This window comes from Streptomyces macrosporus, assembly GCF_039533145.1.
Taxonomy (GTDB): domain Bacteria; phylum Actinomycetota; class Actinomycetes; order Streptomycetales; family Streptomycetaceae; genus Streptomyces; species Streptomyces macrosporus.
The window spans coordinates 85,670-104,856 of record NZ_BAAASZ010000008.1; the positions used below are offsets into that span (position 1 = coordinate 85,670).

The 19,187-nt window shown below is 73.5% G+C and carries 15 protein-coding genes and 1 pseudogene; 12 read left to right on the forward strand and 4 right to left on the reverse strand.

What is annotated here, in order from left to right:
• Nucleotides 1-81: 81 nt before the first annotated feature.
• On the reverse strand, nucleotides 82-2,472 hold the full coding sequence (locus ABD335_RS05535) for a bifunctional SulP family inorganic anion transporter/carbonic anhydrase (protein WP_344320939.1): 2,391 nt from the start codon (nucleotides 2,470-2,472) through the stop codon (nucleotides 82-84).
• A gap of 250 nt (nucleotides 2,473-2,722) precedes the next feature.
• On the opposite strand from ABD335_RS05535, the pseudogene ABD335_RS05540 reads away from it, so the two are divergent.
• Nucleotides 2,723-4,015: pseudogene (locus ABD335_RS05540) on the forward strand (polysaccharide deacetylase family protein).
• A 146-nt stretch (nucleotides 4,016-4,161) separates the two neighbouring features.
• Here the strand turns inward: ABD335_RS05540 and ABD335_RS05545 are convergent.
• Nucleotides 4,162-5,151, reverse strand: a complete 990-nt coding sequence (locus tag ABD335_RS05545; protein ID WP_344320940.1) for an ATP-binding protein — start codon at nucleotides 5,149-5,151, stop codon at nucleotides 4,162-4,164.
• Between the two features lie 105 nt (nucleotides 5,152-5,256).
• Between ABD335_RS05545 and ABD335_RS05550 the strand changes: the two genes are divergently transcribed.
• Nucleotides 5,257-6,105 (forward strand): Fic family protein, encoded by an 849-nt coding sequence (locus ABD335_RS05550; protein ID WP_344320941.1) that lies wholly within the window; start codon nucleotides 5,257-5,259, stop codon nucleotides 6,103-6,105.
• Between the two features lie 421 nt (nucleotides 6,106-6,526).
• On the opposite strand, the gene ABD335_RS05555 is transcribed toward ABD335_RS05550, so the two are convergent.
• On the reverse strand, nucleotides 6,527-7,363 hold the full coding sequence (locus tag ABD335_RS05555) for an HAD family hydrolase (protein WP_344320942.1): 837 nt from the start codon (nucleotides 7,361-7,363) through the stop codon (nucleotides 6,527-6,529).
• A gap of 454 nt (nucleotides 7,364-7,817) precedes the next feature.
• On the opposite strand from ABD335_RS05555, the gene ssd reads away from it, so the two are divergent.
• The 7 genes from ssd (at nucleotide 7,818) to ABD335_RS05590 (ending at nucleotide 12,914) form a co-directional block, all read left to right on the forward strand.
• Nucleotides 7,818-8,930, forward strand: a complete 1,113-nt coding sequence (ssd, locus tag ABD335_RS05560; RefSeq protein WP_344320943.1) for a septum site-determining protein Ssd — start codon at nucleotides 7,818-7,820, stop codon at nucleotides 8,928-8,930.
• Nucleotides 8,927-10,141 (forward strand): TadA family conjugal transfer-associated ATPase, encoded by a 1,215-nt coding sequence (locus ABD335_RS05565; RefSeq protein ID WP_344320944.1) that lies wholly within the window; start codon nucleotides 8,927-8,929, stop codon nucleotides 10,139-10,141. The genes ssd and ABD335_RS05565 overlap by 4 nt, the downstream gene beginning before the upstream one ends.
• Nucleotides 10,138-11,046: a type II secretion system F family protein gene (locus tag ABD335_RS05570; RefSeq protein ID WP_344320945.1), complete on the forward strand. Its 909-nt coding sequence runs from the start codon at nucleotides 10,138-10,140 to the stop codon at nucleotides 11,044-11,046. Before ABD335_RS05565 ends, ABD335_RS05570 begins: the two co-directional genes overlap by 4 nt.
• A gap of 200 nt (nucleotides 11,047-11,246) precedes the next feature.
• A complete protein-coding gene (locus tag ABD335_RS05575) occupies nucleotides 11,247-11,864 on the forward strand; it encodes a type II secretion system F family protein (RefSeq protein WP_344320946.1) in 618 nt (205 codons plus the stop codon).
• Nucleotides 11,865-12,006: 142 nt separating this feature from the next.
• Entirely contained in the window at nucleotides 12,007-12,216 is a 210-nt protein-coding gene (locus ABD335_RS05580) for a DUF4244 domain-containing protein (protein ID WP_344320947.1), read from the forward strand.
• Nucleotides 12,203-12,580: a TadE family type IV pilus minor pilin gene (locus ABD335_RS05585; protein WP_344320948.1), complete on the forward strand. Its 378-nt coding sequence runs from the start codon at nucleotides 12,203-12,205 to the stop codon at nucleotides 12,578-12,580. The genes ABD335_RS05580 and ABD335_RS05585 overlap by 14 nt, the downstream gene beginning before the upstream one ends.
• Nucleotides 12,564-12,914 carry an Rv3654c family TadE-like protein gene (locus tag ABD335_RS05590; RefSeq protein ID WP_344320949.1) on the forward strand — a complete coding sequence of 117 codons (351 nt, stop codon included), beginning with the start codon at nucleotides 12,564-12,566 and terminating at the stop codon, nucleotides 12,912-12,914. The genes ABD335_RS05585 and ABD335_RS05590 overlap by 17 nt, the downstream gene beginning before the upstream one ends.
• On the opposite strand, the gene ABD335_RS05595 is transcribed toward ABD335_RS05590, so the two are convergent.
• Nucleotides 12,838-15,150 (reverse strand): DEAD/DEAH box helicase, encoded by a 2,313-nt coding sequence (locus ABD335_RS05595; RefSeq protein ID WP_344320950.1) that lies wholly within the window; start codon nucleotides 15,148-15,150, stop codon nucleotides 12,838-12,840. The genes ABD335_RS05590 and ABD335_RS05595 overlap by 77 nt on opposite strands.
• Nucleotides 15,151-15,486: 336 nt before the next feature.
• Here ABD335_RS05595 and bldG point away from each other — a divergent pair, with 336 nt between their 5' ends.
• The 3 genes from bldG (at nucleotide 15,487) to ABD335_RS05610 (ending at nucleotide 19,119) form a co-directional block, all read left to right on the forward strand.
• Nucleotides 15,487-15,828: an anti-sigma factor antagonist BldG gene (gene bldG, locus ABD335_RS05600; RefSeq protein ID WP_093657489.1), complete on the forward strand. Its 342-nt coding sequence runs from the start codon at nucleotides 15,487-15,489 to the stop codon at nucleotides 15,826-15,828.
• A 152-nt stretch (nucleotides 15,829-15,980) separates the two neighbouring features.
• On the forward strand, nucleotides 15,981-16,415 hold the full coding sequence (locus ABD335_RS05605; protein WP_344320951.1) for an ATP-binding protein: 435 nt from the start codon (nucleotides 15,981-15,983) through the stop codon (nucleotides 16,413-16,415).
• 241 nt (nucleotides 16,416-16,656) lie between these two features.
• Nucleotides 16,657-19,119: a sodium-translocating pyrophosphatase gene (locus ABD335_RS05610; protein ID WP_344320952.1), complete on the forward strand. Its 2,463-nt coding sequence runs from the start codon at nucleotides 16,657-16,659 to the stop codon at nucleotides 19,117-19,119.
• Nucleotides 19,120-19,187: the final 68 nt, after the last annotated feature.

Consider the following 19,187-nt stretch of genomic DNA (forward strand, 5'->3'; position numbering starts at 1 on the left):
GTCGGCGAGCGGGCGACGAGCGGTCGAACGGCATGGTTCCACCCCTTCGGACCGCGGTCGCCCGCTCGCCCGACCGTGGCTTCAGGCCACCGCCACATCGGGCCGTACGGGGGTGAAGACCGGGCCCTCCCCGCCGTCCCCGTCGCCCGTGTCGTCCAGGACGTACGCCTGGGCCTCGCCGACGTGGAAGTACATACCGTGCAGTTCCAGCGACCCCTCGGCCAGCCGCCGGGCCACACACGGATGGGCCCGCAGGTGCTCCAACTGCTGCACCACGTTGGCCAGGCACAGGGCCTCCAGCTCGTCGACCTCGCGCGGTACGGGGCCGTGGTCCGCGATGCGCGGGCCCGTACCGCGCCGTGCGGCCAGCCGTTCCAGGCTGGGACGGCCGTGACTCAGCCAGCGGTTCAGGGGGGTGGCGGAGCCCTCCGGCCCGGAGTCGTGCAGCGCCTGCATCGCGCCGCAGCCGGAGTGCCCGCAGACGGTGATCGACCGCACGCGCAGCACCTCGACGGCGTACTCGATCGCCGCCCCCACCGAGTCGTCGTTCACCTCGGCGCCGGGCGGCGGCACCAGATTGCCCACGTTCCGCACGGTGAAGAGGTCGCCGGGCCCGCTCGAAGTGATCATGCTGGTGACCAGCCGCGAGTCGGCGCAGGTGAGGAAGAGCTGCGAGGGCCGCTGCCCCTCCCGGGCCAGGCGCGCCAGCTCCTCGCGGACCAGGGGCGCGGTGGCGCGCTGGAAGTTGCGCACGCCGCCCAGGAGCTGGTCCCGGTCGGGACGCCCGCCGGAGTCGGCGTGCGGCCTGGTGCACTGGTGGTTGCGCCAAGGGGTCCACGGAGTGCAGCCGTGCGAGGACGCGGGCTCCTGCACGCAGGGCGCCGAACGACCGGTGATCTCCACGCTGCCGCCGTGCGCCGTGTGGGAGGTCTCCCAGTCCCGCAGGGTCTCGTACGCGGCGTGGTCCATGAAGGAGCCGCCCAGCTCGACCACCACCCGGCTCCCCTCGGGCACCCGGCCCAGGGCCCGGCTCAGCCGCGGCACCGCGAGGAACGTCAGCTGGCCGCGCACCCGTACCCGGTGGGTTCCGTCCTCCGCGTCGGTCTCGCAGGCGATCCGGGTGTGGGCCAGGCGGTGCAGCGCGACGGCGACGGCGACGACGATGCCGATCCCCACCCCTTCGAGAACGCCGAACAGCACCACGCCCGCCGCCGTCGCGACGTACACCAGCACCTCGCGGTGGCGGGTGACGCTGCGGATGTGGACGATCTTGACCATCTGCACGCCGACCACCATCACCAGGGCGGCGAGGGCGGCCAGCGGGATCAGCTCCAGCACGCCCACCAGCAGTCCGGCGGCGAGCAGCACCCACACCCCGTGCAGGACGGTGGAGTTCCGGCTGACCGCGCCGGCCTGGATGTTCGCCGCGGTGCGCACCGCCACTCCGGTGACCGCCAGCCCGCCCAGGGCTCCGGAGACCATGTTGGCCAGGCCCTGCCCGCGCAGCTCCCGGTCCAGGTCGGCGCGCGGGACCCTGACCCCGGCCAGGTGCTCCGGGAGGGTGCGGGCGACGGCCAGCTTGTCGGAGGCCATCGCGGACAGCAGCGATTCCACACTGGCGACCAGGGTGACGGTCAGCACGGCGGCGAACAGCCCCAGGACCGGCCCCTCGGGCAGCGAGGGCAGGGCGTGGCTGTGCCAGGACGGCAGGTCCACGCGGGGCAGCCGCAGGCCGGCGAGGGCCGCCATCGCCGTCGCCAGCGCCACCGCCGCCAAGGCGGGGGGGAACACCTTGCGGGCCAGGGCGCCCGCCCGGCCGGGCAGCCGTGGCCACAGCAGGGCGACGACCACCGTGAGGACGCCCACGGACAGGGCGGCGGGACGCGGGTCGGACAGTTGGCCGGGAAGGGCCAGCACATTGGCGACGGCGGAGCTCTCCGGGCTTCCGCCGAGCACGATGTGCAGCTGGGCGAGGGCGATCGTCACACCGATGCCCGCCACCATGCCGTGCACGATCGCGGGGCTGATCATCAGCGCGGAGCGGGCCGTCCGCAGCGCGGAGAGCCCGAGCTGGGCGAGGCCGGCGAGCACCGTGATGGCGCACGTGGTGCGCCATCCGTAGCGCTGGATCAGTTCGGCGACGACCACCGTCAGGCCCGCGGCCGGGCCGCTGACCTGGAGGGGCGCGCCGCCGAACCGTCCGGCGACGATGCCGCCGACGGCGGCGGCGACCAGTCCCGCCTGGAGGGGCGCGCCGGTGGCCAGCGCGATGCCCAGGGAGAGCGGCAGGGCGATGAGGAAGACGGCCACGGAGGCCGAGAGGTCGGCGGACAGGGCGCCTCGGGGGCCGTTCCCGTACCGGAAGCGGCGTGGGTCGTCTCCGGCCCGGCGGGCGCGGGCCGAGGGGGCGGACCGGCCGGTACGACCGGTGGGGTCGGCGTCAGAGGAGCGAGAGGGGGCGCAGGCGGACATATCCGTCTCCGTCACAGAGATCCGTCACGGTCCGTATGAAGTTGGCTACTAAAAGTTTTGGTAAACGAATCGTAATGTCGCGTAAAGGACCTTGGAAGGGGAGTCGGGCAAACGGGTCCACTATTCACGCTTGGGGGTGAAAAAGTCAGGGGAGCCACTTGTCGCACTTGCGCCTCTCACGGTGCGTGTGAGGTTGGTCGCAGGCCGAACACATCGGTCGTACACGCACAGAAGTGGTGAGGTGGAACTCATGGGAGCCACAGGGAGGTTGACCAGAAGCGTCGCGGGAGCGGCCGCACTGGTCGTGCTGGCGGCCGGTTGCTCGATCGCCCCGGCCACGCCGGAGGGCGGCAGGGGGGACAAGGCCAACAAGGACGGGCGACGGGAGAGCCGGGCGGCCAGGGCAAGACTCATAGGCGACGGCTCCACCGCGTCCATAGGCGCCCAACCCAACCAACCCTAGTTCGAACGGCTCGAAGCCGGCCGGAAGCCCCCGCAGTTCGTCGTCTTCTCCTGGGACGGTGCCGGCGAGGACGACAAGAGGCTCTTCTCCCGCTTCCGCCGGGTGGGCAGGGAGTACGACGCCCACATGACGTACTTCCTCAGCGGCGTCTACGTCCTCCCCGAGTCGGAGGCCTACCGCTACGTCCCGCCCGGCCGCTCGCCCGGCGCCTCCGACATCGGCTACCTCGAGGACGAGAACGTCAGGGCCACGCTGGAGCAGCTGCGCGGCGCCTGGCTCGACGGCAGCGAGATAGGCACCCACTTCAACGGTCACTTCTGCGGGCCGGCCGGCGTCGGCACCTGGACGACCGAGCAGTGGAAGAGCGAGATCGAGCAGGCCAAGTGGTTCGTGCGGAACTGGAAGACCACGACCGGCTGGACGAGCGAGGAGCCGCTCCCCTTCGACTACGACAAGGAACTGGTCGGCGGCCGCGCCCCCTGCCTGGAGGGCCGGGCGAACCTGCTGCCGGCCGCCCGGGAGATGGGCTTCCGCTACGACTCCTCCGGCAGCGGCACCCAGGTCTGGCCCGACAAGGAGGGTGGGCTGTGGGACCTCCCGCTCCAGGAGGTCCCGATGCCCGGCCGCTCCTTCGAGACGCTCTCGATGGACTACAACTTCCTCGCCAACCAGTCGGGAACCGTCAACGGCGACCCGTCGCAGCGTGCCGCGTGGGGACGCCAGATGCGCGACGGCCTGCTGCTGGGCTTCGACCGGGCGTACAACGGCAACCGGGCACCGATGATCGTCGGGAACCACTTCGAGGACTGGAACGGCGGCGTCTACATGAAGGCCGTCGAGGACGTTATCAAGGAGGTCTGCCCGAAGAAGGACGTCCACTGCGTCTCCTTCCGGCAGCTCGTGGACTGGCTCGACGAGCAGGACCCGGCCACCCTGGAGAAGCTGCGCACCCTGGAGGTGGGACAGGCCCCGGAGGGCGGGTGGAAGGACTTCCTGGCCGCGCCCTCGACGCCCTCGACCGCGCCGCCGTCCTCCTCGGCCGGCCCCGGCGCGCGGCACCCCGCGCGGCAACCGGCGTGAGCCGCTGCGGACGGCCCGACCGATCCGCCCCGCCCGATTGATCCGCCGGGGTGATCCGTCCGGGTGATCCGGTGGGGCCACCGCCCCGTCCGTCACACGCCGCGCCGGAGCCCCGGACGGACTCCGGCGCGGCGCGGCCGGCGGGGTCAGGCGGGCTGGGGCGCGGGGGCCGGCTCCTCGCCCAGGACGAAGGAGGGGTCGATCTGGGCGGCCAGGTCGGCGCCCGTCCTCGCGTTGCCCCAACTCTCGGCGTTCCTCAGGTGGAAGTGCACCATCTGCCGGGTGTAGCGCTCCCAGTCGCGCAGCTCGTACGACGCGTCCGCCGCCTCGTACATCGTGCGCAGCGCCTCGAGGTTGGCGTCCTCCAACTCCACGAAGGGCCGGGGGCGCCCCTTCTCCATCGCGCGCACCCAGGCGGAGTCCCCGACGGTCACCAACAGGTCGTCACCGGTCTCCGCGCGCAGGAAGTCCAGGTCGTCCTCGCCGCGCACCTTGTTGCCGATCACGCGCAGGGAGATGCCCCAGTCGCGGGCGTACTCCTTGTACTGTCGGTAGACCGCCACGCCCTTGCGGGTCGGCTCGGCCACCAGGAACGTCATGTCGAAGCGCGTGAACATCCCGGAGGCGAAGGAGTCGGAGCCCGCCGTCATGTCGACGACCACGAACTCCCCGCGCCCGTCGACCAGGTGATTGAGGTACAGCTCCACGGCGCCGACCTTGGAGTGGTAGCAGGCCACGCCCAGGTCGGCCTCGGTGAAGGGGCCGGTGGCCATCAGCCGTGCCTCGCCGCCGTCGAGCCGGACGCGTCGGGCGCAGGCGTCGTGGACGGGGTTGTCCTCGGTGATCCGCAGCAGCCGGGAGCCCTCGCCCGGCGGGGTCGTCTTGATCATCGTCTCGACGGAGGCGATCCGCGGATTGGTGCCGCGCAGGTACTCCTTGATCAGCGGCAGATGGGCGCCCATCGCGGGCAGGGCGGCCGCCTCCGCCTCGTCCAGCCCCAGCGCGACCCCCAGGTGCTGGTTGATGTCGGCGTCCACGGCGACGACGGGGACGCGGTGGGCGGCGAGATGACGGACGAACAGCGAGGACAGCGTCGTCTTGCCGCTGCCGCCCTTTCCAACGAAAGCGATTTTCATAACCGGAAGCGTAGCCGGACGTCCGGGGCGCGAGGCCGCTTCACGTGAAGAAGACCACTCGAACGTGGGGCATGGCCGTCGTTCGGGGGTGCGTAGGGTCTAGGCATGCCTACGACTGCTGATCCCCTTGCCGCGCTGGGCGCGCTGCCCGGTGTCGCCGACTCCGTCGAATCGGTGCGCGGAGCCGTGGACCGGGTGTACGGACACCGGGTGATGCGGCGCCGCAGCAGCGAGGTCACCGCGGAGGCGGTGCTGCGCGGCGCCCGGTCCTCCGCGGCGCTCGGCGGGGCCGACTGGCCGCTGGAGGAGGTGCGCCGCCGCAGCGACTTCGGGGCGGACGCCGAGGCGCGCACGGTCGGCGCGGCGCTGCGGGTGACGGCGGAGGCCGGACAACTGCTGGACGTGTGGCGGCAGTCGCCGCTGCGGGTCCTGGCCCGGCTGCACCTGGTGGCGGCGGGCGGCGACGTGCGGGACACGACCTCGGTGCGGTCCGGAGGCGAACCGGTGGGCCGGCCGCGGCTGGCGGGCGAGCCGGTGACGGAGCCGCTGCTCGAAGGGTTCCCGCTGCTGGACGCCGACGAGGTCTCGGCCCGGCTGGACGGCCTGGCCCAGCTCGTCGTGGCCGGCACCTCCGCGCCCGCGCTCGTCGTGGCGGCCGTGGTGCACGGCGAACTGATGGCCCTGCGTCCCTTCGGCACGTACAACGGCCTGGTCGCCCGGGCGGCGGAACGGATCGTCCTGGTCGGCAGCGGCCTGGACCCGAAGTCCATCTGCCCCGCGGAGGTCGGCCACGCCGAACAGGGCGACGAGGGCTACGTCCGCGCCCTGGGGGGGTACGTCTCGGGCACCCCGGAGGGCATGGCCGAGTGGATCGCCCACTGCGGCCGGGCGGTGGAGTTGGGCGCGCGCGAGAGCACGGCCGTCTGTGAGGCCCTGCAGCGAGGGGCGGCCTGACCTTCCGGCCCCGTGCGCGGCCCGTCCCTCTCGCGGCTCTGCGGCCCGCGGGGGAGGGGGCGGGCGGCGCGGACGGTGCGGACGCCGCGGTCATACGAGCGGCCGTACGACGAGATGCGGCGGCACCGGCGTGGAGCCGGTGCCGCCGCTGGCATGTCCACCGGGGTACCAAGCGTGCACGGTATCTGCCGGAACATCGGGGGGGACTTCGCCCGACTCCGATGCGGCTGGCCCGATCGCGGGTCTGCTGCGCGTGGGTTCCCGGTTTCCATGTACAGGTCCGTGGGGCCTTTGTCTGTACCGGACTTCCTCTCGGATTCGATTCGGTTCAGGTCTCGCGGGCCTTCTGGTTCCTTTGTACTGCGCCGAGGGGAGAAGCGGAACACCTCGCCGCAGAATTTACTTTTCCCTTCAAGTGCTCCTATACGGCATCGAATCGGGCGCGTCTCCGGCTCGCGTACCACACCAGGCCGGCGGTGGCCGCCGCGGCGCCGACCGCCACCGCGGCGGCCAGGGCAGGCCGCTGGGGCATGGAGAGCGCGGGCAGCCGCTGCTTGAGGCGGACCGGGCGCTGGAAGGTGAGGATCGGCCAGTCCCGGGCCAGCGCCTCCCGGCGCAGCGCCCGGTCGGGGTTGACGGCGTGCGGGTGGCCGACCGCCTCCAGCATCGGTATGTCGGTGACCGAGTCGCTGTAGGCGTAGCAGCGGGAGAGGTCGTACCCCTCGGACTCCGCCAGCTCGCGCACCGCCTCCGCCTTGGTCGGGCCGTAGGCGTAGTACTCCACCTCGCCCGTGTAGCAGCCGTCCTCGACGACCATGCGGGTCGCCACGACGCGGTCCGCGCCGATCAGCTCGCCGATCGGCTCGACCACCTCGGCGCCGGAGGTGCTCACGATCACGACGTCGCGGCCGGCGAGGTGGTGTTCCTCGATGAGGGACGCGGCCTCGTCGTAGATGATCGGGTCGATGAGTTCGTGGATCGTCTCGGCGACGATCTCCTTGACCTGCTGGACGTTCCAGCCGCGGCACAGTTCGGACAGGTAGGCGCGCATCCGCTCCATCTGGTCGTGGTCGGCGCCGCCCACGAGGTACACGAACTGCGTGTAGGCGGTGCGGAGAGCGGCACGCCGATTGATCAGGCCGCCCTGGTAGAAGGACTTGCCGAAGGTGAGCGTGCTCGACTTCGCAATGACCGTCTTGTCCAGGTCGAAGAAGGCTGCGGTGCGCGGCAGCGAGTGGTTTTCCACGGGGGTGAGCATATGCGCCCGCCATTCGGCGTAAGGTGGGGCGCGTGGGTTTGCCTGAGAAGGCTCTCGGGTACACCATGGAAGTCACGGATCGTTCGCGACCGTGCTACCCCGGTCCGGCTCCTCCCCCCCCGAGTCGGCCGTGGAGACGACCCCCGCTCTCCCCCCCGGCGGGGGTCGTCGCATGTCCGGGGGCATGTCGCGTCCTCCGGCGCCCTCTTCTCCCCGCCCTCGGCCCTCCGGGGCGCCGGCGTCCCGCCTCTCCCGATCGGTCACTCTCCGTGTCCGTCAGGCTGCTCATGGGAAGCCACCCGTTTGGGTGGGCAAGTTATTCACAACTGCCGAGTTGTCCCCGTATTTAGACCAAGATCATCTCGTTTTTCCGATCCCCGGCACGGTGATTGAGCACGGCGTTCGCGGATGTTCCGCGAACTGGAGAGTGCGAATCCGGAAGGGGACGGTGACGGTGACCGAAAGCATCCTGATCGTCACGGAGGACGAGAAACTGCTGGACGACCTGCTGCGGCTGTGCGCGGCGGCGGGAGCCGAGGCGGAAGTGGCACACGGGATTCCGCCGGGTCCCGGGGCCTGGGAGAGCGCTCCGCTGGTCCTGGTCGGGGACGATCGGGCCGGGCCGCTGCTCCGCTCGGCGCGCTCGCCCGCCCGCCGGGCCGGGGTGCTGCTCGTCGGGCGGGATCCGGACGACCCCGGCGTCTGGCGGCGCGGCATGGGGATCGGCGCGGAGCACGTGGTGCTCCTGCCGGACGGGGAGTCGTGGCTCACCGGCCGCATCGCCGACGCGGCCGAGGGCGTCGGACGGCAGGCGCTGACCGTCGGGGTGATGGGCGGCCGGGGCGGCGCCGGGGCCTCCACCCTGGCGTGCGCGCTGGCGGTCACGGCGGCGCGGGCGGGGCACCGCACGGTGCTCGTCGACGGCGACCCGCTCGGCGGCGGACTGGACATCCTGCTCGGCGGAGAGCGGGCGGAGGGCCTGCGCTGGCCCGCGTTCGCCGAGTCGCGCGGCCGGGTCGGCGGCATGGCGCTGGAGGAGTCCCTGCCGAGGCTGCACGGGCTGCGCGTGCTCAGCTGGGACCGCGGGGACAGCACGGTCGTCCCGCCCGAGGCGGTGCGCGCGGTGCTGGGCGCGGCCAGACGCCTCGGCGGGGTGGTCGTGGTGGACCTGCCGCGGCGTCTGGACGAAGCGGTCGCCGAGGCGCTGACCCAACTCGACCTCGGTCTGCTGGTCGTCCCCACCGAGTTGCGGGCGGTCGCGGCGGCGCAGCGGGTGGCCTCCCGGGCGGGCATGGTGCTGCGGGACCTGCGAGTGGTGGTGCGCGGCCCCGCCGGGAGCGGCCCGGGCGGCCTGGACGGCACGGAGATCGCGGGGCTGCTCGGGCTGCGGCTCGCCGGTGCGGTCCCCACCGAGGGAGGACTGTCGGCGGCGGTGGACGGCGGCCGGCCGCCCGGCGCGGACGCGCGCGGCCCACTGGCCCGGTTCTGCGCGGAGTTCTGGGCACGGGCGCTGCCCGAGAACGGCGGGGCTCCGCCCGTCGGCGGCCTGGGGAGCGTGGCCGTATGAGCGCGCGCACGGACGCCCGCGCGAGCGCGGAGGGCGCGACCGTCGGGCCCCGGGCCCCGCGGACGCTGGTGGACGCGGTACGGCTGCGGCTGGCGGAGACCGGCGCCGAGCCCACGCCCGCCCGGGTCGCGGCGGCGCTGCGGGCCCAGGGCCGGCTGCTCGGGGACAGCGCGGTGTTGGGCGTGGTGGAGGCCCTGCGGTCGGAGATGGTGGGAGCCGGGCCGCTCGAACCGCTGCTCGCCGAGCCGGACGTGACGGACGTGCTGGTGACGGCGCCGGACGAGGTCTGGGTGGACCGGGGCAGCGGGGTGGAGCGCACCGGAGTCCGCTTCCCGGACGCGGCGGCGGTCCGCCGGCTGGCCCAGCGGCTGGCGACCTCGGCGGGACGGAGGCTGGACGACGCCCGTCCCTGGGTGGACGCCCGGCTTCCGGACGGCACCCGGCTGCACGCGGTGCTGCCACCGGTGGCGGTCGGCTGTACGTGCCTGTCCCTGCGGGTGGTCAGACCGCGCGCCTTCGCCCTGCCGGAGCTGGTGGCGGCGGGGACGGTGCCGCGCGGCGGCGACCGGCTGCTGCGGGCGATCCTGGACGCCCGGCTGTCGTTCCTGGTCAGTGGGGGGACGGGCTCGGGCAAGACGACGCTGTTGTCGACCCTGCTGGGGCTGGTGGGACCGCGGGAGCGGATCGTCCTGGCCGAGGACTCCGCCGAGCTGCGGCCCGACCATCCGCACGTGGTCCGGCTGGAGACCAGACCGGCCAATCAGGAGGGCGCGGGTCGGGTGTCCCTGCGGGATCTGGTGCGGCAGGCGCTGCGGATGCGGCCGGACAGGCTGGTGGTCGGCGAGGTGCGGGGCGCGGAGGTCACGGATCTGCTGGCCGCGCTGAACACCGGCCACGAGGGCGGGTGCGGGACGGTGCACGCCAACGCGGCGGCCGACGTGCCCGCCCGGCTGGAGGCGCTGGGCACCACGGCCGGGCTCGACAGGGCCGCCCTGCACAGCCAGCTCGCGGCGGCGCTGTCGGTGGTCCTCCACCTGGCGCGGGATCGCCGAGGCCGGCGGCGGATCGCCGAGATCCACGTGGTGGAGCAGGACCGGTACGGCCTGGTGGCGACCGTGCCCGCCGCGGTGTGGGGCCCGGACGGCTTCGTCCGTGAGCGGGGCTGGCCGCGGTTGGAGCGGTTGTGCGCGCGGAGCGGGGGTGCGCTGTGATCGCGGCGGAGGGGCAGCCGGGCGTGCTGTACGCGGGATCGGTGTGCGCGGCGCTGGTGTGCGCGGGCGCGCTGAGTCGGCTGACGGGCGGTTCCCGGGAGGGGGTGCGCCGGGCGCGGCTGCTGTGCGCGGACGGCGCGGAGCCGGTGCCCCGCTGGGGTGGCGCCGGAGGGCCGGGGGTGGCGGCCGTCGTCCGGGCCGTACGGCGCCTCGGAGCCCGATGGGGGCGTGAGGGGTGGTGTCTGGCGGGCGGCGCGGCGCTGGCGCTGTTGGGGGAGTCGGTGCTGCCACTGCTGGCGGGCGCCGTGGCGGTCCCGTTGCTCGGACGCCGGCTGCGGCGGCGGGAGCGGCGGCGCGCGCGGGAGCTGCGGGAGGAGGCCGTCATCGACCTGTGCTCGGCGATCGCCGGGGAACTGCGGGCGGGCCGTACACCGGAGCGAGCGCTGCTGGCGGTCGGCATGCCCGGGTTCGGAGACGGTGGGGCGGCGGTGCTGGCGGCGGCCCGCTTCGGCGGGGACGTGCCGGGGGCGTTGCGTCAGGCGGCCCGGCAGGAGGGGGCGGACGGGCTGACCGGGATGGCCGCGTGCTGGCAGGTGGCGGTGGACGGGGGCGCGGGACTCGCGGACGGGCTGGACCGGGTGGCCGGGGCCCTGCGCTCGGAACGCGACCAACGGGAGGAACTGCGCGCCCAGTTGGCGGGTCCGCGGTCCACGGCGGTGGTGTTGGCGCTGCTGCCGGTCTTCGGGCTGCTGTTGGGCGGTGCCATGGGCGCGCAGCCGCTGCGGGTGCTGCTCCACAGTCCGGCCGGATGGGCCTGCCTGGTGGCGGCGGGGCTCTTGGAGTGGGCCGGATTGGCCTGGGTCTCGCGGATCGTCCGAACGGCGGAGGAAGGCGGTCGGGGATGAGCGGGGAAGTCGTCCACAGGCTGTGGACAACCTGTGCGGCCCTGTCCGTGCCGGTCGCCGTGTGCCTGGTGGACGCGGTGCTGCCGGCGAGGAGGGTGCGAAGACGGCGACTGGCGGCCCTGTCGGGGTCCGGAACCGGTGGGCGGAGGACTTCGTGGTCGGTCGGGGTGTGGAGGCGGTTGCCGGTTCGGGAGGCGGCGGTGGCGTCCGGGGTCGTGGCGCTGGGGTTCGTCCTGGTCGGCGGTGTGGTCGGCTGTCTCCTCGGGATGGCCGTGGCGTACGGCCTGAGGTGCGTCGCGCGTGGCCGCGGAGACCGGCCGGGGCAGACGAAGAGAGCATATCCGGGCAAAAACCTCGAATCGCTTGGCGGGGGCGACGAGTCGCGGCTGATCGGTCAGGTGCCGATCGTCGCGGAACTGCTGGCCGCCTGTCTGGCTGCGGGGTCGGGGCCGCGTGAGGCGGCCGGTGCGGTGGGCGGCTCGATCGGGGGTCCGCTCGGCGAACGGCTGGTGCGGGCCTCGGCCGAACTCGGGCTCGGCGGCGACCCGGCGGCCGTCTGGGGGCGGCTGGGCGAGGTGCCGGGGGCCGCGGGGTTGGCGCGCTGTCTGGAACGGGCGGGGACGACCGGGGTGCCCGCGGTGGAACCGGTGGGCCGGTTGGCCGCGGAGTGCCGGGCCCGTCGCGCGAGGGCGGCCACGGAACGGGCCCGGCGGGCGGCGGTCCTGGTCACGGCGCCACTGGGCCTGTGCTTCCTGCCCGCCTTCCTGCTGGCGGGCGTGGTCCCGGTGGTCATCGGCCTGGCGGGGGCGCTGATGTGAGCCGCGTGGATGGCCACGGCGGGCCGTGGCGAGGACGACGGAACGAAGACGGCGGAACCACGCCGACGAAACCACGACGACGGAACGACACCGACGGAACGACACCGACGGAACGACGACGGCGGAAAGTGAGGAGAGGGTCATGTGGGGATGGACGAGGGAGCGGATCGACCGGGTCGTGCGCAGGGCGCGGAGCCAGGACGCGCAGGCCGGGATGAGCACCGCGGAGTACGCGGTGGGCACGATCGCGGCGGCGGGGTTCGCGGCGGTGCTCTACAAGATCGTCACCAGCGGTCCGGTGAGCACGGCGATGCGGGGGCTGATCGAGCGGGCGCTCGATGCGGGCTTCTGAGAAGCGGCCTCTCGGGGCGGGCGGAGCGGGGGCGCGGGAGCGCGGCCACGTCACGGCCGAGACGGCCGTGGTGGTGCCGTCCCTGGTGGCTCTGCTCGGGATGTTGCTGTGGGGCGTGACGGCGATGGTCGCGCAGGTCCGGTGCGTGGACGCGGCGGGCGCGGGTGCGCGGGCGGCGGCCCGGGACGAGCCGCCGGAGAGGATCCGGCAGGCGGTGCGGGCGGTCGCGCCGCGTGGAGCGGGGGTGGAGATGGCGCGGGAGGGCGAGCTGGTGCGGGTCCGGGTGACGGCCCGGGCGGCCGGCCCCGGGCCGCTGGACGTGGAGGTGGAGGCGGAGGCGGTGGCACGTGTGGAACCGGGATGACCGGGAGCGGGGCTCGGCCACGGTGTGGGCGGTCCTGTGCGGGGTGGTGCTCTGCCTGGTGGCGGTGGGCGTGGTGGGCCTGGGACAGGCCGTGGCGGCACGGCACCGCGCGGGAGCGGCGGCGGACACGGCGGCGCTCGCCGCGGCCGACCGCGCCGTCCTGGGCGCGGAGGCGGCGTGCGCCGCCGCCCGGGAGGTGGCCGCCGCGCAGCGGGCGCGGGTGGTGCGCTGCCAGGTGCGGGACCTCGTCGCCGACCTCACGGTGCGGGTGCGGGCGGGTCCGTACGCCGCCGCGGTGCGGGCCCGGGCGGGGCCTGCCGCAGCAGCTCGGTGAGGAGTCGGACGGCGCCGCTCTTGTGCAGGGGGTCGTTGCCGTTGCCGCACTTGGGCGACTGGATGCACGACGGGCAGCCGCTGTCGCACTCGCAGGCGGCGATGGCCTGGCGGGTCGCGGTCAGCCATTCGTGGGCGGTGTGGAAGGCGCGCTCGGCGAAGCCGGCGCCGCCGGGGTGCCCGTCGTAGACGAAGACGGTCGGCAGGAGGGTGTCGGGGTGGAGGGGGACGGACACGCCGCCGATGTCCCAGCGGTCGCAGGTGGCGAAGAGGGGCAGCATGCCGATGGAGGCGTGCTCGGCGGCGTGCAGGGCCCCGGGCAGCACCTCCGGGCCCACCCGGGCGGCGTCGAGCTGGTCCTCGGTGACCGTCCACCACACCGCGCGGGTGCGCAGGGTGCGCGGCGGCAGGTCGAGTTTGGTCTCGCCGAGCACCTCGCCGGTGACGAGCTTGCGGCGCAGGTAGGAGACGACCTGGTTGGTGACCTCGACCGAGCCGAAGCAGAGCCGCGCCTCGCCCCAGGGGACCTCGGCGTCGGTCTCCAGGACGGAGATCGAGGTGGTGTCCCGGGCCATCGTGGTCCAAGGCGGACCGGCCTCCTTCACCAGGGCGACCGCGTCGTCCAGGTCGAGGCGCTCGACCACGTAGGTGCGGCCCTGGTGGAGGTGGACCGCGCCGTCGTGGACGGTGGTGTGGGCGGCCGCGGCGTCGACCGTGCCCAGCAGCCGTCCCGTGCCCGCCTCCACGACCTGGACGGGCCTGCCGCCCCGGCCGCGGATGTCGGTGAGGTCGGTGGCCCGTTCGCGGCGGGTCCAGTACCAGCCCGTCCCTCGGCGGCGCAGCAGTCCGCGCCGCTCCAACTGCGGCATCAACTCCGGCACGGCCGGACCGAACAGCGCGAAGTCGGCCTCGGTGAGGGGGATCTCCGCCGCGGCGGCGCACAGGTGGGGGGCGAGGACGTAGGGGTTGTCCGGGTCCAGGACGGTGGACTCCACGGGACGGCGGAAGATCGCGTCGGGGTGGTGGACGAGATAGGTGTCCAGCGGGTCGTCCCGGGCGACGAGGACGGCCAGGGCTCCCTGGCCCGCCCGTCCGGCGCGCCCGGCCTGCTGCCACAGCGAGGCCCGGGTGCCGGGCCAGCCGGCCAGCAGGACGGCGTCGAGGCCGGAGACGTCGATGCCCAGTTCGAGGGCGGTGGTGGCGGCCAGGCCGAGGAGGTCGCCGGAGTGCAGGGCCCGTTCCAGGGCGCGGCGCTCCTCGGGCAGATAGCCGCCGCGGTAGGCGGCGACCCGTTCGGCCAGGGCGCGGTCCACCTCGGCGAGCCGTTCCCGGGCGATCACCGAGATCAGCTCGGCGCCGCGCCGGGAGCGGACGAAGGCGACGGTCCGCACGCCGCGCACGGCCAGGTCGGTGAGGAGGTCGGCGGTCTCGGCGGTGGCCGTCCGCCGGACGGGGGCGCCGCGCTCGCCGCGCATCTCCGTCAGCGGGGGCTCCCACAGGGCGAAGACCATCTCGCCGCGCGGAGAGGCGTCCTCGGTGATCTCGGTGACGGGCAGGCCGGTGAGCCGCGTCGCGGCCTCGCCCGGTTCGGCCGCGGTGGCGGAGGCCAGGAGGAAGACCGGGGCGCTGCCGTAGCGACCGCACACACGCCGCAGCCGGCGCAGCACCTGGGCGACGTGGGAGCCGAACACCCCGCGGTAGGTGTGGCACTCGTCGACGACCACGTAGCGCAGGGCTCGCAGGAAGGAGGACCAGCGGGGGTGGGCGGGGAGTATCCCGCGGTGCAGCATGTCGGGGTTGGTGAGCACGAGGTTGGCGTACTGCCGCACCCACTCGCGCTCCTCGACCGGGGTGTCGCCGTCGTACACGGCCGGACGGACCGCGCTGCCCAGCGGCGCGGCCAGCTCGCCCACGGCCCGCCGCTGGTCGGCGGCGAGCGCCTTGGTCGGGGCGAGGTACAGGGCGGTGGCGCCGCGTCCGTTCGGTGCCTCGGCGCCGTCCAGCAGGGTGCTGAGCACCGGGGCCAGGTAGGCGAGGGACTTGCCCGACGCCGTGCCGGTGGCGATGACCACCGATTCGCCCCGCAGGGCGTGCTCGGCGGTGCGGGCCTGGTGCTCCCACGGGCGGTCGATGCCCGCCGTCCGGATCGCGTCGATTACTTCCGACCGAATCTGGCCAGGCCAGTCCGCATGACGACCGTTCCGCGGGGGCAAGTGCTCCGTATGGGTGATGCGCATGGCCCGGTCCGCCCCGGCGGCGAGGCTCTGGAGAACCGCTCGGGGAGACGAGGGGGAGGGGCGTGCGTCTGCCGACGTCGCGTGGTGGTCGTTGGCCATCGGCATCGAGTGTGTCACCGGCGCGACGGACAATGGTCGCAAGGCGTCGTGCAGGCCCCTGGGTAAGTGATTGAATGCTTCTGCGGCTGCCGATCCGTCCCCTACCTTCGGTGGGGAGGCCCAGTCCCACCCTCGGCGGGGAGACGCTCTCCACCACCGGTGGGGAGGTCCCCTTCCCGCCCTGGGCGGGGAATCCCAGGGGGGCGGACCGCTCGATAGCAAGGTGCTGGAGGATCCGTGGACCTGTCCCTGTCGACCCGTACCGTCGGCGATCGCACGATCGTCTCGGTGGGTGGCGAGATCGATGTATACACCGCGCCCAAGTTGCGTGAGCAACTGGTCGAGCTGGTGAACGACGGCAGCTACCACCTGGTCGTGGACATGGAGGGCGTTGACTTCCTCGACTCCACCGGCCTGGGTGTGCTCGTCGGCGGGCTCAAGCGGGTGCGTGCCCACGAGGGCTCGCTGCGCCTGGTCTGCAACCAGGAGCGCATTCTCAAGATCTTCCGTATCACCGGCCTGACCAAGGTGTTCCCCATCCACACCTCGGTCGACGAGGCCGTGGCTGCCACCGACTGAGCCGACCGAGAGAAGTCGAGCCGGAACAAGCCCGCACAAGGCGGCGATCAGGGGTACCGGGCCGCGCGCACGTGTGTGCCGGCCCGGTACCCCTTGGCCACCGCAGGCATCGGGTCATCAGGTGACCGCACGTATTTACCGAGGGGGATGGCATGGCCACCGTCGAACTGCGTTTCAGCCCGCTGCCCGAGCACGTCAGAACGGCGCGTCTGGTGGCGGCCGCCGTGGCACGTCGGGCCGGTGTCGACGAGGCCGTCCTCGACGAGGTCCGGCTCGCGGTGGGCGAGGCGTGCAGCAGGGCGGTCGGCCTCCACATCGGCCACGGTCTGGAGACGCCGGTCCGGGTGGCGCTGAGCGAGGACGAGAAGACGTTCCGCATCGAGGTCGGCGACGACGCCCCGCGGGCCGCGCACGGTCCGGTGCACGGCTCCTCCTCCGACGGGGACGGAACCGAGATCGACGACGAGGGCGACATGGGGCTCGCGGTGATCAGCGGTCTGGTGGACGACCTCGAGGTGACCGCCGACGGACACGGCGGCCTCATCAGGATGAGCTGGCCGACCACCTCGGCGTCCGTCGAGCCCTGACCCCGTTCCGGGACCGCCCGGTATTCTTCGAGATCATTTCCCCCGCGGCGCGGAAGACGAATATCTTCGCCGTCCGGGGGAATTGTTTTTCGCCGTCATTCGATCTCTGCGGGTGCGGACCAATAGCGAATGTCGCACCCTGGTTGTGACACGGGGCGCTTCCGCAATCCGTCGACATCTTTGCGGCAGGACGCCCGAGCGTGCTCGAGCGCGCCCGTGTGCCAAACGTCGAGGAGGACGAATGGCACGGCAACCCTTCCTTTCACAGAGTCGGCTACAGCTCGCCGAGGCCGTTCTCACCAGCGGCAACCGCGGTCTGGTCCTGGTTGTCGCGCTCGTCGCCGCGGCGGCTCTGGTCGTCGCCGTGGTGCTGGTGCGCCAGGTGCTCGCGGCGGGCGAGGGCACCGAAGGCATGCGGAGGATCGCCGCCGCCGTGCAGGAGGGCGCGAATGCCTATCTGGCACGGCAGTTGCGCACTCTGAGCGTATTCGCCGTCGTGGTCTTCTTCCTGTTGATGTTGCTCCCGGCGGAAGGCGTGGGCGAGCGAATGGGCCGCTCGGTGTTCTTCCTGGTCGGTGCCGGCTTCTCCGCGACCACCGGCTATATCGGCATGTGGCTCGCGGTGCGCAGCAACGTGCGGGTCGCCGCCGCCGCGCGGGAGGCGACCCCCGGCGAGGGCGAGCCCGAGAGGGACCTGACCGAGGTCTCCCACCGGGCGATGAAGCTCGCCTTCCGCACGGGCGGCGTCGTCGGCATGTTCACCGTCGGCCTCGGCCTGCTGGGCGCCGCCGTCGTGGTGCTCGTCTACGCGGCCGACGCCCCCAAGGTGCTGGAGGGCTTCGGTCTGGGCGCCGCCCTGATCGCGATGTTCATGCGGGTCGGCGGCGGCATCTTCACCAAGGCCGCCGACGTGGGCGCCGACCTCGTCGGCAAGGTGGAGCAGGGCATCCCCGAGGACGACCCGCGCAACGCCGCCACCATCGCGGACAACGTCGGCGACAACGTGGGCGACTGCGCGGGCATGGCGGCCGACCTCTTCGAGTCCTATGCCGTCACCCTGGTGGCCGCCCTGATCCTGGGCACGGCCGCCTTCGGCGACTTCGGCCTGGTCTTCCCCCTGCTCGTCCCGGCGATCGGCGTCGTCACCGCCGTGATCGGCGTCTTCGCGGTCGCGCCCCGCCGCGCCGACCGCAGCGGCATGAGCGCCATCAACCGCGGCTTCTTCCTCTCCGCGGTGATCTCGCTGGGCCTGGTGGCCGTCGCCGCGTTCGCCTACCTGCCCTCCGACTACGACGAGCTCGGCGGCGTCACCGACCCCGACATCGTCGGCCACGCCGGCGACCCGCGGGTGCTGGCACTGATCGCGGTCGCCATCGGCATCGTGCTCGCCGCGCTGATCCAGCAGCTCACCGGCTACTTCACGGAGACCGGCCGCAGGCCCGTCCGCGACATCGGCAGGACGTCGCTGACCGGCCCCGCCACCGTGATCCTCTCCGGGGTCTCCCTCGGCCTGGAGTCCGCGGTCTACACGGCCCTGCTGATCGGCCTCGGCGTCTACGGCGCCTTCCTGCTGGGCGGCGCCTCCGTCATGCTGGCGCTGTTCGCCGTCGCCCTGGCCGGCACCGGCCTGCTCACCACCGTCGGCGTGATCGTCGCCATGGACACCTTCGGCCCGGTCTCCGACAACGCCCAGGGCATCGCCGAGATGTCCGGCGACGTCCGGGGCGCGGGCGCCCAGGTGCTCACCGACCTCGACGCCGTGGGCAACACCACCAAGGCCATCACCAAGGGCATCGCCATCGCCACCGCGGTGCTGGCCGCCTCCGCCCTCTTCGGCTCCTACCGCGACGCGATCGCCACCGCCGTGGAGGACGTGAACGCCCGCGCCGGGGAGCTCGGCCTGAGCCTGGACATCTCGCAGCCGAACAACCTGGTCGGCCTCGTTCTGGGCGCCTCCGTGGTCTTCCTCTTCTCCGGGCTGGCGATCAACGCGGTCTCCCGGTCGGCCGGTTCGGTGGTCTTCGAGGTGCGGCGCCAGTTCCGTGAGAGGCCCGGAATCATGGACTACACCGAGAAGCCCGAGTACGGCCGCGTCGTGGACATCTGCACCAAGGACGCGCTGCGCGAGCTGGCCACCCCCGGCCTGCTGGCCGTGATGGCGCCCATCGCCGTCGGTTTCACCCTCGGCGTGGGCGCGCTCGGCTCCTTCCTCGCCGGAGCCATCGGCGTGGGCACGCTGATGGCGGTCTTCCTCGCCAACTCCGGCGGCGCGTGGGACAACGCCAAGAAGCTCGTCGAGGACGGCCGGCACGGCGGCAAGGGCAGCGAGGCCCACGCCGCCACCGTCATCGGGGACACGGTCGGCGATCCGTTCAAGGACACCGCCGGCCCCTCGATCAACCCGCTGCTGAAGGTGATGAACCTGGTGGCGCTGTTGATCGCGCCGGCGGTGGTGCAGCTCGGCCACGGGGACGACGCCCATGTCGGGGCGCGGATCGTCGTCGCGGCCATCGCCCTGGCGATCATCGTCGTCGCGGTCCGCGTCTCCAAGCGGCGCGGCATCGCGGTCGGCGACACGAGCGGCGAGGGCGGAGAGAGCGGCGGACCGACGGGAGCGGCGGGGACGGTCGGAAGGGGGAGGCCGATCACCCCTCCGACAGGTCGGGAGACGGTTCGGGCCCGTCGGAGCCCGAGGCTCCGATGACGTCCCCGTAGGGCCGGACCCTCTCGGCGGGGTCCCGCACGGGTGGGCGGCACGCACGGACACCGTGC